At 64.9% G+C, this 14,105-nt stretch carries 11 protein-coding genes and 1 tRNA gene; 3 read left to right on the top strand and 9 right to left on the bottom strand.

The window, feature by feature from the left end; translation table 11 throughout:
- Nucleotides 1–147: 147 nt before the first annotated feature.
- Nucleotides 148–222 (top strand) — tRNA-Gly (locus HCZ97_RS11325).
- Nucleotides 223–339: 117 nt separating this feature from the next.
- Here HCZ97_RS11325 and HCZ97_RS11320 read toward each other — a convergent pair.
- Nucleotides 340–1,551, bottom strand: a complete 1,212-nt coding sequence (locus HCZ97_RS11320) for an AGE family epimerase/isomerase (protein WP_167688826.1) — start codon at nt 1,549–1,551, stop codon at nt 340–342.
- A gap of 281 nt (nt 1,552–1,832) precedes the next feature.
- Between HCZ97_RS11320 and HCZ97_RS11315 the strand changes: the two genes are divergently transcribed.
- On the top strand, nt 1,833–2,003 hold the full coding sequence (locus HCZ97_RS11315) for a hypothetical protein (protein WP_167688825.1): 171 nt from the start codon (nt 1,833–1,835) through the stop codon (nt 2,001–2,003).
- A 93-nt stretch (nt 2,004–2,096) separates the two neighbouring features.
- On the opposite strand, the gene HCZ97_RS11310 is transcribed toward HCZ97_RS11315, so the two are convergent.
- The 7 genes from HCZ97_RS11310 to HCZ97_RS11280 form a co-directional block, all read right to left on the bottom strand.
- Nucleotides 2,097–2,387: an HlyU family transcriptional regulator gene (locus HCZ97_RS11310; protein WP_167688824.1), complete on the bottom strand. Its 291-nt coding sequence runs from the start codon at nt 2,385–2,387 to the stop codon at nt 2,097–2,099.
- Nucleotides 2,388–2,395: 8 nt separating this feature from the next.
- Nucleotides 2,396–4,369, bottom strand: coding sequence for an RNA polymerase sigma factor RpoD (gene rpoD, locus HCZ97_RS11305; protein ID WP_167688823.1), 1,974 nt, complete (start codon nt 4,367–4,369; stop codon nt 2,396–2,398).
- 185 nt (nt 4,370–4,554) lie between these two features.
- Nucleotides 4,555–6,510: a DNA primase gene (gene dnaG / locus HCZ97_RS11300; protein ID WP_167688822.1), complete on the bottom strand. Its 1,956-nt coding sequence runs from the start codon at nt 6,508–6,510 to the stop codon at nt 4,555–4,557.
- 104 nt (nt 6,511–6,614) lie between these two features.
- Nucleotides 6,615–7,169, bottom strand: a complete 555-nt coding sequence (locus tag HCZ97_RS11295; RefSeq protein ID WP_167688821.1) for a sarcosine oxidase subunit gamma — start codon at nt 7,167–7,169, stop codon at nt 6,615–6,617.
- Nucleotides 7,162–10,092, bottom strand: coding sequence for a sarcosine oxidase subunit alpha family protein (locus tag HCZ97_RS11290; RefSeq protein ID WP_167688820.1), 2,931 nt, complete (start codon nt 10,090–10,092; stop codon nt 7,162–7,164). Before HCZ97_RS11290 ends, HCZ97_RS11295 begins: the two co-directional genes overlap by 8 nt.
- Nucleotides 10,089–10,346: a sarcosine oxidase subunit delta gene (locus HCZ97_RS11285; RefSeq protein ID WP_167688819.1), complete on the bottom strand. Its 258-nt coding sequence runs from the start codon at nt 10,344–10,346 to the stop codon at nt 10,089–10,091. The genes HCZ97_RS11290 and HCZ97_RS11285 overlap by 4 nt, the downstream gene beginning before the upstream one ends.
- A gap of 41 nt (nt 10,347–10,387) precedes the next feature.
- Entirely contained in the window at nt 10,388–11,641 is a 1,254-nt protein-coding gene (locus HCZ97_RS11280; protein WP_167688818.1) for a sarcosine oxidase subunit beta family protein, read from the bottom strand.
- Nucleotides 11,642–11,840: 199 nt separating this feature from the next.
- Here HCZ97_RS11280 and HCZ97_RS11275 point away from each other — a divergent pair, with 199 nt between their 5' ends.
- Complete coding sequence (locus HCZ97_RS11275; RefSeq protein WP_167688817.1) at nt 11,841–12,338, top strand: hypothetical protein; 498 nt, start codon at nt 11,841–11,843, stop codon at nt 12,336–12,338.
- A gap of 159 nt (nt 12,339–12,497) precedes the next feature.
- On the opposite strand, the gene HCZ97_RS11270 is transcribed toward HCZ97_RS11275, so the two are convergent.
- Nucleotides 12,498–13,928, bottom strand: coding sequence for a Glu/Leu/Phe/Val dehydrogenase (locus tag HCZ97_RS11270; RefSeq protein ID WP_167688816.1), 1,431 nt, complete (start codon nt 13,926–13,928; stop codon nt 12,498–12,500).
- Nucleotides 13,929–14,105: the final 177 nt, after the last annotated feature.

The raw sequence follows: 14,105 nt of genomic DNA, 5'->3' as shown, positions 1-14,105 counted from the left end.
CGGGCGTAGCTCAGGGGTAGAGCATTACCTTGCCAAGGTAAGGGTCGAGAGTTCGAATCTCTTCGCCCGCTCCAATTTTCCTCTCGGGGAAGGGTCTTTGACCTGGACATCGAGGGGCGCGGGAAACCGGCGTACTGGATCACGCGAGCGGGCGTAGCTCAGGGGTAGAGCATTACCTTGCCAAGGTAAGGGTCGAGAGTTCGAATCTCTTCGCCCGCTCCAATTCTCTCACGAGATCACGATGAGACAGGCCGCCATTGGCGGCCTTCTGTCGTTTTGGCCTCCTGCGGGTGGGGTTACCCCCCTGCCCGGCAAAAGCATCAGGTACTCCGCAAGTTTTCAAGCGCGACCAAGAAGATGACGCGCGACAGAGCCTTCGACCGGCCATAGCGGCACAAGGCAGGCCTGGAGCGCATGATAAAGGTCGGGCTTTCCGAAGAAGGGATCCTCGGAGGGTGCGCCCGTCGCATCCAGCTGTGGGAACCAGCCGCCATGCGGTCGGTCGATCAGCCGGGTCGCCGCGAAATCCCAGAAGCGGCGGTACCAGTCCTCTGCCCCGTCATCGAGCCCGCGCAGGGCATGTGCCGCCCCGATTCCCTCGCAGACCGGCCACCAGTACCGCTCGGCAACCAGCGGAGCGCCGTTGAAATCAGTGGTGTAGACCAGCCCGCCGTTTTCCTTATCCCAGCCATCCTGCGTGGCGCGGGCGAAAAGACCGCGGGCGGCCTCGATCATCCAGTCCTGCGAGCCGCCACCAGTGCGGTAGAGCTGGACCAGAAGGCGCACCCACTCCAGCCCATGACCCGGCGTGATACCCGCCGGGCGGAACATCGGGTCGCCGTCATAGGTGGTGTCCGGGCGCCAGTCGGCGGTGAAATGCTCCACCACGCGCCAGTCATAGGCCCGCGCGTGGCGATGGATGATCAGCGCCGCGATACGTTCGGCCTTCTGCAGGTAGCCGACCTTGCCCGTGGCCTCATAGGCGGCCATCAGTGCCTCGGTCATGTGCATGTTGCAGTTCTGGCCCCGGTAGTCCGGAAGCGGGGTCCAATCGAGCTCGAACTCCTCGGTGACGGCGCCCGGCCCCTCTTCCCAGAAGCGCGTGTCTATGACCTCTGTAACCTCTTTCAGGATATCGCTGCTGTCATGCCCGGCCAGCTGCGCGGTAGAGGCCGCCAGAAGCACGAAGGCATGACCATAGGCTGTCTTGCGCCCGCTTCTGTTGCCCGTGGTGTCCGCGAGCCAGGCGAAGCCTCCAAGGTGAGGGTCGCGATGGGCCTGGCGCAGAAAATCCAAGCCGTGTTCGACGATTACACCGGCACCGGGTCGCCCCATCAGCTCTGCCAGGGCAAAGCAATGCACCAGGCGCGTGGTGTCGTGGAGAGCCCGAAAAGCCTCTGCCTCGCGCGGGTTGCCTTGACGGTCCAGGGTAAAGAAGCCCCCCTTCGGATCGATCACCGAAGCCTCGAAGAAGCGCAGCAAGCCATCTGCTTCCGACAATAGCCAGGAACGGTGCGGGACGAGGTCGGTCCATCGGGCGGTTTGCGGCATCGGCAGCTCCTGAGCGGTCGGGCCGACATTGCTGGGCGCGACAGAAAAGCGCAAGGGCGGGGCGACTTGGGGCGGAGTTTTCACGCCAGGAAGCGTTTGGTCGCTACGGGCGGCGCCGGCTTGTGGCCGGGGATCAGGCATGGGCGGGCATAGGCGCACAGATAGGCTTTCCCTGGCTCAAGCAGATCGCCCAGGCCGCAATCACTGCAAAACGGGCCGCGATGTGATAGCCTGTGCCGGCCGCCGGAGGAGAAGGGGCGGCGCAAAAAGGAGGAGCCAAGATGCAACCGATGCAAGCATCCCAACAGGCTGCGGCCCTGTTCCGCGCCTATGGACCTGCAGCAGAAGCCGTGGTGGCGGAAAAGATTCGCATTTGCGAGCAGACCGACAGCACGGAAGAGGCCAGCGACTGGAAGCTGATCCGCAAATCGATCCGTGAAATGAAAACCTGAGTGTTGCGCCGGCTGCGCGGGCCCTCACGCGGGATGCGCGGGCCATGGTGCCAAAAGCAAAGCCGCCGGGACCAAGATCCCAGCGGCTTTCTTTCAATCGAAAAGGCGTTCGCCCATCTGGTCGATCAACTGACGCGCCTTCTGGACAGAGGCTGTCGCCGCCTCGTCCCTGTCACGCAGCACATCGGCCCGGATCAGCTTGTGGGTGCGCAGTTCGCCCCCGACCTCCCGCTCGATCGTTGCGGCGATGCGGAATTGTCCGTCCGCCGGCATCGGTTCGGGGGTGATGCGGAACCCTTCATATTCGGTGACCGGGCCGGCCGGCGCGCTCGCCTCAGCGGCGGGCTTGTCGCCGCCGCCGAACAGTTTTTTCAAGAACGACATGCCGGGCCTTACTGATCCAGGAAGCTGCGCAGCTTGCGCGAGCGGCTGGGGTGCTTGAGCTTGCGCAGGGCTTTCGCTTCGATCTGACGGATCCGTTCGCGGGTCACGCTGAACTGCTGGCCAACCTCTTCCAGGGTGTGGTCGGTGTTCATGCCGATGCCGAAGCGCATCCGCAGCACACGTTCCTCACGCGGGGTGAGCGAGGCGAGCACGCGGGTCGTGGTTTCCTTCAGGTTTTCCTGAATGGCGGAATCCAGCGGCAGGATCGCGTTCTTGTCCTCGATGAAATCGCCAAGCTGGCTGTCTTCCTCGTCCCCGATCGGGGTTTCGAGAGAGATAGGCTCTTTCGCGATCTTCATGACCTTGCGCACTTTTTCGAGCGGCATCTGAAGCTTCTCGGCCAGTTCTTCCGGGGTCGGCTCGCGGCCGATCTCGTGCAGCATCTGGCGGCCCGTGCGGACCAGCTTGTTGATCGTCTCGATCATGTGGACCGGGATCCGGATCGTGCGCGCCTGGTCCGCGATGGACCGGGTGATTGCCTGACGGATCCACCAGGTCGCGTAGGTGGAGAACTTGTAACCGCGGCGATACTCGAACTTGTCCACGGCCTTCATCAGGCCGATGTTGCCTTCCTGAATGAGATCAAGGAATTGCAGGCCACGGTTCGTGTATTTCTTGGCGATGGAGATCACCAGGCGAAGGTTGGCTTCCACCATTTCCTTCTTGGCCTGGCGGGCCTCTTTCTCACCCTTCTGGACCTGCTGCACGATGCGGCGGAATTCAGAGATATCCAAACCGACGTACTGACCGACCTGGGCCATGTCAGAGCGCAGCTCCTCGACCTTGTCGGAGGAGCGTTCGATGAACATCTGCCAGCCGCGGCCGGGCTTGCCGGCCATGCGTTCCATCCAGTTCGGATCCAGCTCGTGGCCGCGATATTCCTCGACGAACTCACGGCGGTTGATCCGGGCCTGGTCAGCCAGTTTCACCATCGCGCTGTCGATCTGCATGATGCGGCGGTTGATGCCGTAAAGCTGGTCGATCAGGGCTTCGATACGGTTGTTGTGCAGGTGAAGCGAATTCACCAGCTCCACGATTTCCGAACGCAGCTTCTGGTACTGCGCCTCTGCCCCGGCGTTGAAGGAATTGTCCTCGTTCAGGGTCGCGCTGATCCGCTGGTCCTGCATTTCGGACAGCATCTCGTAATCGTCGGCGATCCGGTCGAGGGTCTCCAGCACGCGCGGCTTCAGCGCGGTTTCCATGGCCGCAAGGGACATGTTCTGCTGATCGTCCTCGTCGTCATCGTCATCCTTGGCGATGGGATTGCCGTCTGCGTCCAGCTCCGGGCCGCTGTCGGCCTTGGGCTGAGATTTCACGGCAGAGGTATCGACGACGGGCTCTTCCTCTTCGTCCCCCAGCGTGTTGCCGAAGGTCGTCTCAAGGTCGATCACGTCGCGCAGAAGAATGTCTTCGGAAAGAAGTTCGTCGCGCCAGATGGTAATGGCCTGGAAGGTCAGCGGGCTTTCGCAGAGGCCGGCGATCATCGTGTTGCGGCCGGCTTCGATCCGCTTGGCGATGGCGATCTCGCCCTCGCGGCTCAGCAGTTCGACGCTGCCCATCTCACGCAGGTACATGCGCACCGGGTCATCGGTACGGTCCAGCTTTTCAGAGCCGCTGCCACCGATGGTGACTTCGCGGTTCTGGTTCGTCGTGGTGACGGCGGTCGTCTTGCTTTCTTCTTCCTCGGCCTCTTCATCCTCGATGATGTTGATGCCCATCTCAGAGAGCATGGACATGACATCTTCGATCTGTTCGGAGGACACCTGATCCGGCGGCAGGACCTGATTGAGCTGGTCGTAGGTGATGAAGCCCTTTTCACGCGCTTCCGCGATCATCTTCTTCACATTGGCCTGGCTCATGTCGAGGGAGACTTCTGCCTCCTGCTCTTCCATCTGGGCTTCGTCGTTATCCTTGGCGGCCATGGCGGTACTCCTAGGCTGTGGGTCCGGCGTCGGTTGGTCCGGGGCGAAGACCCGGAAGAGAGGTCCGGGATCGTACGGAACGAATCACGAGGGCTGCGATTCGATTGGTCCGAATCAATAGCGCCTTTGTGCGATTCGCACACCCGTTTACCCTGAATTTCTTGAGGAACCCTGTGTTTTTCGGCTTAACGCCGTGGCTTGGTATAGCGAATCGACTGTAGCAATGCATCCAGCGCCGTGCGCTCCTCCCGGTTGATGCGCGCGCCGTTCTCTCCAAGATCATATTCGGCACGATCCTCGTTGTTGCTGCGCGACGCATTGCTGCGGGCCTGCGCGGCCTGGCCAAGGCGCCATGTCATCGCCTCATCCTCCGTTGCCAGGATATCCTCCTGCGCTTCGGCCACTTCGGCCTGAAGGGCCCGGACGGATTGAAGCTTGGCAAATTCCTCGGCCACGGTCATGCGGGCCCGTTCCTCATCCCCCGGGAAACGTACCGGAGGACACAGAGCCACATGGGTCCGCGCCAGCAGTTCGTCAAGGGCATCGGACCCAAGGCGCGTGGTGATTTCACTCCGCAGGGCCTCTGCCCCGTCGACGGAATGGATCAGGACAAGATCCCGCAGGGCGGCGTGACGCGCATCGCGGCATTCCATCTTTTCCAGATCCGGCTCGAACTCCGCGGCGACAGAGGGGGTCACGATCAGCGCGGCCAGGATCACCGCTTCGCGCAGCGCTTCCAGCTGGTTGTCATCTTCCGAGGCCAGCAAAGAGTTCTTCGTGGTGACCTGGGGCACGGCAGGCGGTTGCCAGCGCCCCTTGCCACGCGGCTGGAAGGGCGTCTTGCCGCCGGGCCGCGCCGGGCGAAAGAGCGCACGGGTCTTTTCGCGCAGGGCCTGATCGTAGTGATAGCGCAGACCCTCGTCCTCGATCTGGCGGGTCGCGGCGCGCAGGGCGGCGTCCAGGGCCGCACGGCGGTCCGGGCTATCGAAGGTCTTGCCCTCTGTCTCGCGCCGCCACAGCAGCTCTACCAATGGCAGGGCCTCGTCTATCAGCGCCTGCATGGCGGACGGGCCCTTGGTCTTCAGCAGGTCATCCGGGTCCTGGCCCTCTGGCAGCAGGATGAAGCGCACGGTCTGGCCGACACGCAGCTTGGGCATCGCAAGATCCAGCACCTTCTGGGCGGCGCGCAGGCCCGCGGTATCGCCATCCATCGCGAAGACCGGTTCCGGAGAGACCCGCCAGAGCATCTCAAGCTGGGTTTCGGTGACCGCGGTGCCAAGCGGGGCGACGGCGCCGCCGAAGCCGGCCTCGGCCAGGGCGATCACATCCATGTAGCCTTCGGCCACGATCAGCGGCTGGCCCTTGCCGGTCGCCTCCCGCGCGGGGCCGTGGTTGTAAAGCGTGCGCCCCTTGTCGAAAAGCTGGGTTTCGGGCGAGTTCAGGTACTTGGCGTTGTCGTCCGGATCCATGGCCCGGCCGCCGAAGGCGATGCAGCGCCCGCGCGTGTCCCGGATGGGGAACATGATCCGGTTGCGGAAGGTGTCATAAGGCTTGCCGCCGTTGCGTGAAGGCTTGGCCAGCCCGCAGTCCATCAGCTCTTCCGGCTTGGCGCCTTTGCCGATCAGGTGATCCCAGAGCCCCTGCCAGGCATCCGGCGCGAATCCCAGGCCCCAGCGTTCGCGGGCGGCTTCGTCCAGCCCGCGATGATCCAGGTAATCGCGCGCCGCGCGCCCACCCCCACCCCGCAGGCTGAGAGAGAAGAAGCGTACGGCTTCCTCCATCAGATCCGTGAGAGAGGCGCGCTGCTCGGCCTTCTTCGCCGCCATCGGGTCGCGGGCCGGCATCTGCATCCCGGCTTCCTTGGCCAGGATCTCGACCGCCTCCATGAACTCGACGTTCTCTGTCTGGCGCACGAAGGAGATCGCATCGCCTTTCTCATGGCAGCCGAAGCAGTAGTAGAAGCCCTTGCGGTCATCGACGTGGAAAGAGGCGCTTTTTTCCTGGTGGAAGGGGCAAGGCGCCCAAAGATCGCCCTTGCCGGGCTGCGACTTGCGCTGATCCCACATGACTTTCCGCCCGACCACCTGCGCGAGCGAGATGCGGGAGCGCAATTCATCCATGAAAGCGGGAGTGAGCGACATGGTCCGAATATCGTGCCTAGCGCCGCCCAAGTCCAGACGGGCCGGGGTGCGAAGGCGATCAAATCTGTGGATGAAATTCGCTCAGGGCATCACGGGCCCGCCCCTCATGGGCGCGCCGCCACCATTTCCAGGGTCTCTTTCAGCTCATGCAGAAGGGTCTGGGCCATGGAGCGGAAGACCATCAGCCGAAAGCCGCTGTCAGAGACACGTGTGATGGAAGCCATCATGTGCCGGATCTCCGTGCGGGCCGTCGCCCCCTCTGCAAAGGTGGCAGCGCGCAGGTCCAGCGGGGTCAGCCGGGCCAGCACGTCACGGGCCAGCGGCCCCTCGATCAGGACCGTGGACCAGGCATCGGACTGATCCGTCAGCGCCGCCGATTTCAGCAGGTTCACGTTGGCCTCTGCCCCGATCAGCAGGTACTGGCCCTGGCCGAACCAGAGGCATTCCACCCCGTCAGCGGTGGTGCTTTGCCCGGCCTGCGGCAGGCCCAGCCCGTGGTGCCGCCTGAGCGCGCGGGCAAAGATGTCCTGGTCCCCTCTGCCCGGCATCAGCGTGGTCAGCCGGGCCATCGGGGCCACGCGGATCCCGGTTTCCCCAAGGGTCATCACATCGCCCTGGGGCAAGGCGTTCTGGGCGGTGAGGGTGAAGGTTTCAGCCACGTACTCGCTCTCCTTCGGGGTCGAAGAACTGCGGATCGCAGACTTCGCAATTGGCATGGATGCCGCGCAGGTGGTCGACCATGCGGATCTGTTCGCCGTGACGCTCCGGCCCGTTCTTCAGGAAGGCCAGCGCCAGGAAGCCCGGCAGGGTTGGCGAATAGCCGACGGAGGTGACGTAGCCCTGTGCATTCTCGCGCACCGGCTCTGCCCCCTCTTCGAACAGGAAGGCGCCCGACGTCATCTGCAGGACCGGACCCAGGGAGCGCAGCCCAACCAGCCTTTCGCGGTCCGGATCCACAAGGCCCGGACGGCTGGCCGCCGCCTTGCCGATGAAATCCTTGGACGGGGACAGCATCCTTTCCAGTCCAAGGTCGAAGGCCGTCGTGCGCCCGTGCAGCTCTGCATGGGTCAGCAGACCCTTTTCGATGCGCAGGATGTTCAGCGCCTCCATCCCGTAGGCGCCGCCGCCCAGGGCCTCTGCCCGCGCCACGAGCGTGCGGAACAGGCTTTCGCCGTAGCGCGCCGGCACGGCGATTTCATAGGCCAGCTCACCAGAGAAGGAGATGCGGAAAAGCCGCCCCTTTACCCCCGCCAGCGTGATGGGGGCGCAGGACATGAAGGGGAAGGCATCATTCGACAGGTCCCGTTCAAGAAGCGCCTCCAGCAGCGCACGGGATTGCGGACCGGCCACGGCGAATTGCGCCCATTGCTCGGTCACGGATGTCAGCCGCACGTCCCACTCGGGCTTCAGCACCTGGGAAGCGAACTCCAGGTGCATCATCACCGGCCCGGCGGCCGCCGTGGTGGTGGTCATGACGTAGTGGTCCGGGGCAAGGCAGGCGGTGGTGCCATCGTCCATGACGTGGCCGTCTTCGCGCAGCATCAGCCCGTAACGCACCCGCCCCGGCTTCAGGGTCGAGAACTTGTTGGCGTAGACGAAATCAAGGAAAGCCGCCGCATCCGCGCCCTGGATGTCGATCTTGCCCAGGGTGGAGACATCGGCGATGCCGACCGCGCTGCGCACCATAGCGACCTCTCGGTCGCAGGACTGGCGCCAGGTCTTTTCACCGGCGCGGGGGAAGAAGCTGGGGCGGTACCACAGCCCGGCCTCGACCATCGGCGCGTTCATGGCGACAGAGAGGTCATGGCTGGTGATGAAGCGTTGCGGGGCAAACCCGGTGCCGCGCCCCCCTGCCCCCATGGCCGCGATGGGCACCGGCGCGAAAGGTGGGCGGTATGTGGTGGTGCCGGTGCCGGGGATATCGCGCCCGGTGGCATCGGCCAGCACCGCCAGCGCCCCGATGTTGGAGGTCTTGCCCTGGTCGGGGGCCATGCCCTGGGTCGTGTAGCGCTTCATGTGCTCGACGGAGCGGAAATTCTCGGCCGCCGCGCCGCGCACGTCCTTCACCGTCACGTCGTTCTGAAGGTCCAGCCAGGCGCGCCCTGTCCCCGGCACGTTCCACAGCGGCGCTATGGCGTAGGCCTGCCTCTCTGCCTCTGGCACCGTGATCTCTGCAGGGTCAAAACCCATCTGGCTGAGCAATTCGCCGGCCGTTTCCGCGCCCGTGTCCAATGCGCCTGCGGTCGAAAAGACCGCGCCGGCCGCGCCCACGGGATGCAGGCCGGGCACGGCGCCCTCCTGTGCGACGAAAGCCGCGATCCCCTCGTCCCAGACGGGCCGCCCGTTCAGGTGACAGGTCAGGTGGATCGAGGGGTTCCAGCCCCCGGACAGCCCCAGGCAATCGCATTGCAGTTTCTGGCTGCGCCCGCTGGCCTCCTGGAAGGTGATCGCCTCCACCACGTTGCGGCCATGGACGGCGGTGACCACTGCGCCGGGGTGGAAGGCAAGCGGCAGATCACAGGTGGCATCGGGCCGGGAATCGATCAGGGCCGCCACGTGGACGCCAGCGGCCAGCAGATCGCGGGCCGAGCGGTGAGCGTCATCGTTGTTACCGAAGATCACCACGGCGCGCCCCGGCGCAACGGCATAGCGGTTCACATAGGCGCGCAGGGCACCGGCCAGCATGACGCCGGGGCGGTCGTTGTTGCGCAGGGCAATCGGGCGCTCGATAGCGCCGGCGGCCAGGACCGCCTTGCGCGCGGTGATGCGCCAGAAGCAATCCACCGGCGCGCGCCCGCGTGGCATGTGACGAGAGACCCGTTCCAGCGCCCCGTAGGTGCCGCAGTCGTAGACACCCGTGACGGTGGTTCGCGCCATGATGCGGACATTCGGTAGCTCTTTCAGGCTGCGCTTGACCTTTGCCACCCAGTCGAGCGCCGGGCCCCCGTCTATCTGCTCCACCTCGCTCAGAAGCCGTCCGCCAAGGCGCGCCTCTTCCTCGCAGAGGATCACGTCTGCCCCGGCCTGCCCTGCCGCCAAGGCCGCCATCAGCCCCGCGGGTCCACCACCGATCACCAGTAGATCACAATGGGCAAAGGCGGTTTCATTGCGGTCCGGATCCGCCTTGCCGGACAGCCTGCCCAGCCCGGCGGCGCGGCGGATGATCGGCTCGTACAGGCGTTCCCAGGCCTTCTTCGGCCACATGAAAGTCTTGTAGTAAAAGCCCGCCCCCAGGAAATCCGAGAGCAGGTCGTTCACCTCCATCACGTCAAATCCGACGGAGGGCCAGGCGTTCTGGCCAAAAGCCTCAAGCCCGTCGAAAAGCTCCTGCTGGGTGGCACGCACGTTGGGATCAGCACCTGCGCCAGAGCCAAGCGTGACCAGCGCGTTCGGCTCTTCGCTACCCGCACTGAAAGTGCCGCGCGGGCGGTGATACTTGAAGCTACGCGCCAGCACCCGCACGTCATGGGCCATCAGCGCAGAGGCCAGGGTATCGCCCTGGAAGCCCGTGTAATCGCGCCCGTCAAAGCGGAAACGGACAGGTGTGTCGCGGTCGATCTGCCCTCCGGAAGGAAGCCTCATGTCCGTCCCTCCGCTGCCAGGGTGACCGAGTGGACCTCATGCGTGCGGGTGTCGCGCTGCACGATCAGGAAGGCGGCACAGCCCAGCCCGTGATACCAGTATTCAGTCGAGAGGCCGGCAGGGTTGTCGCGCAGATGCAGGTAGTCGTCCCAGGCTGGGGACCACTCCTGGCTGTCGGGCCGGGCAAGCGCGGCGCCGCGATAGGTGAATTCCCGCAGATCACGAGAGCCGCAACGGGGACAGGTAAGCCGCATGTCCGATCCTTCTTCCTTCTGCCCGGCGTCGGGGCTTGCCTTCAGTGAAGGTGGTGCTGCGCGCCGGTGCCTTCCTCGTCCATCAGACCGTAGCCGTCGCGGAACCGGTCAAGCCGCAGTTTCGCGGCGCTGTCGTGGGGCCGGCCCGTGGCGATCAGATGCGCCAGCGCGAAGCCTGACCCGGGCACCGCCTTGAAGCCGCCGTAGCACCAGCCGCAATCCAGGTAGAGCCCGTCGATATCCGTCTTGTCGATGATCGGAGAGCCATCGGGCGTCATGTCCATGATTCCGCCCCAGGAGCGCAGCACGCGCGCCTTGCCGATCGCCGGCATCAGGGTCATCGCGGCCTCCATCACGTGTTCCGCCGTGGGCAGGTTGCCGCGCTGCGCGTAGGAGGGATAGAAATCGAGGTCCCCGCCGAAGACCAGCCCGCCCTTGTCCGACTGGCTGATATAGAAATGCCCCATGCCGAAGCTGACCACGTGATCGATCACGGGTTTCAGCCCCTCGGTCACGAAGGCCTGCAGCACTTGGCTTTCGATCGGCAGGCGCATGCCGGCCATGGCCGCCACCTGGCCCGAGCGCCCGGCGGTGACGATCGCCACCTTGCGCGCCTTGATCGCGCCGCGGCTGGTCTGCACGCCGGTGACCTTGCCGCCCTCCACGTCGATGCCGGTGACCTCGCAGTTCTGGATCAGGTCGACGCCCCGGTCAGAGGCACCGCGCGCATAGCCCCAGGCCACGGCATCATGCCGCGCCGTGCCGCCGCGCCGGTGCAGCAGGCCGCCGTGGATCGGGTACCGCCCCTGGTCGAAATCGAGATAGGGCAGATGCTTGCGCACGCCATCGCGGTCCAGAAGCTCTGCATCATCGCCCTGGTTGCGCATGGCATTGCCGCGCCGCACGAAGGCATCGCGCTGGCCATCCGAATGGAACAGGTTGATCAGCCCGCGCTGGCTGTGCATCACGTTGTAATTCAGCTCTTCCTCAAGCCCCTCCCAGAGCTTAAGCGAATGGGAATAGAACTCCGAGTTGCCGGGCAGGATGTAGTTGGCACGCACGATGGTCGTGTTGCGCCCCACGTTGCCGCCGCCCAGGTAGCCCTTTTCCAGCACCGCGACGTTCTTGAGCCCGTGTTCGCGGGCAAGGTAGTAGGCCGTGGAAAGCCCGTGCCCACCGCCGCCGATGATCACGATATCATAGGCCGGTTTGGGCGCCGGATCGCGCCATTGCGGCCCCCAGCCCTTGTTGCCAGAAAGCCCTTCCCTGAGGACCCGCAGCCCGGAAAACCGCATATTCACCCCCTCGTGCCTGCCGGGGAAGAAAAGCAACTAGGCGGCCAAGTGGCAATGCATCGCGGTGAGATTGCCGAAATTTTGATCACCTCACGGATTATTGGCCCGTCAGGGGGCATGAATCAGATCGCCGGCAAAGTCGACTCATGACATTGCGATGAAGGCACGGCAGAACTTTCCTGAAGGATGGGGGAAGCCAATGACATGCCGTATCCTGCTTGACGCTTCGGCGGAAGAGACGCTGACCGTGGGCGAAGAGCTGGCCTGGCAGCTGGGCGCACAGCTGCACGAAATCGCGACACCCGAGCCCGCACCCGGCCGCAGGGCGGCGCTGAGGCGCGGTGTCTCGACCCTTTTGACCCGCAAGCGTGGCCCGGACCTGTTCGTGCCGGATCAGCCCTGGCACAAGAGCGACCTGATGGTGCTTGGCACCCCGGCGCTTGGCAGCCACATCGCGCCGGCGCTGCGCCACTGGCTGGAAACCCAGCCCCGCCTGCCCGCCCGCGTCGCCTTCCTGTGCACCTCGGAAGAAGAGCGGTTCCCGGACGAGGTCTTTTCGGAGATGGAGCGCCTGACTGGGCGTGATCCGGTCGCCCAGCTACACCTCTCCGAGACGGAGATCGAGACAGAGAACTGGGGCGAGAAGATCCATCACTTCCTGGATCGCTGCGTTCTGCGCCACCGCCACAGCGCCTGAAGGGTGGTCCCCGGGCCGGTCACCGACCCGAGGGAACGGCTCCTTGCAAAGGCGCTGCGCCGGCAAGAGGGAACGCCGCGCCGGGGGCATCGAGCCCCCACCACGGCGCGGGGGCAAGCCCCCGACACTCACGGCACCGATACGGCGAAACGGCCCGCCTCAGAGCCCCTTGGCACGGTAGCTGGAGGCGACACGGTCGATCGCAACGAGGTAACCGGCGGTGCGCAGGTCCTCCACGTCGGAGCGGCCATGCCAGACCTCGCGCATCGATTGCAGGGCCGTGCGCATGGTATCGTCCAGACCCGAGCGCACCAGCTCAAGCTCACCGGCGCCGCGCAGGTATTTCTCCTTGAAGCCGGGAGAGAGCTGCCAGCCGATGCCGGTATCGGCCGAGAGGCGCTCCAGCTCATCCACGATCAGCTGGTGGCGCGCCTCTTCCTGGCGGCGGCCCATGCGGCCAAAGCGGATGTGGCCTAGGTTCTTCACCCATTCGAAATAGGAGACCGTCACGCCGCCGGCGTTGGCGTAGAGATCGGGAATGCAGACGATGCCCTTCTGGCGCAGGATCTCATCGGCGCCGGCGGTGATCGGGCCGTTCGCGGCCTCGACGATCAGGGGCGCCTTGATGCGGTCCGCGTTGCCCAGGTTGATCACCCCCTCAAGCGCGGCGGGGATCAGGATATCGCAGTCCTCTTCCAGCAGGGAGGCGCCATCGGCCACGAATTGCCCTTCGGGGAAGCCCTTCACGCCACCGTGGCTGGCGATCCATTCGCGGACATGTTCGACGTTCAGGCCCGCTTCGGAATAGAGCGCGCCGTCGCGTTCGATGATGCCGGTGATCTTCGCGCCGTCCTCCGTGCGCAGGAAATGCGCCGCGTGGTAGCCCACGTTGCCCAGGCCCTGGACGATCACGCGCTTGCCGTCCAGCCCGCCTGTCAGGTTGGCCTTGGCCACGTCGGCGGGTTCGCGGAAGAACTCCCGCAGGGCGTATTGCACGCCACGTCCCGTCGCCTCGACCCGGCCGGCGATGCCGCCGGCGTTCAGCGGCTTGCCCGTCACGCAGGCGCGGGAGTTGATGTCGGTGGTGTTCATGCGCGCGTATTGGTCGGCCATCCAGGCCATCTCACGCTCGCCGGTGCCCATGTCGGGGGCGGGCACGTTCTGGGCCGGGTTGATCATGTCGCGCTTGATCAGCTCATAGGCGAAGCGGCGGGTGATCTGTTCCAGCTCATGTTCGTCCCATTCGCGCGGATCGATGCACAGCCCGCCCTTGGAGCCGCCGAAGGGGGCCTCGACCAGGGCGCATTTGAAGGTCATCAGAGCCGCGAGTGCCTCGACCTCGTTCTGGTTGACGGAAAGCGCGTAGCGGATGCCGCCCTTCACGGGCTCCATGTGTTCGGAGTGGTTCGCGCGATAGCCGGTGAAGGTGTGGATCTGCCCGCGCAGGCGCACCCCGAACCGGACGACATAGGTCGCGTTGCAGACACGGATCTTTTCCTCCAGCCCCGGACTGAGATCCATCAATGCCACGGCCCGGTTGAACATCAGCTCTACGCTCTGGCGAAAGCCCGGTTCCTGAACAGGTTGCATGCCTAAACTCCAAATTTCGGTCGCACGGAGAATGACCCGGATCCATGAGGGATCCCTTAAGATCTGCCCGCGATTTAAGCAGGTTGCTCAGCCACGGGGGCAAAAGGCAACCCCGAGTCCTCTTTCCCTGGCATAAGACCGCGATTGCGCCGCGCTGCCGCGACGCCGCAGCGCCCG

Origin of the sequence: Pseudooceanicola sp. HF7 (genome assembly GCF_011806405.1) — a bacterium.
Classification (GTDB): domain Bacteria; phylum Pseudomonadota; class Alphaproteobacteria; order Rhodobacterales; family Rhodobacteraceae; genus Pseudooceanicola.
Note: the sequence above shows the minus strand (reverse complement) of the source record. Positions and strands in the feature narration are given on the sequence as shown.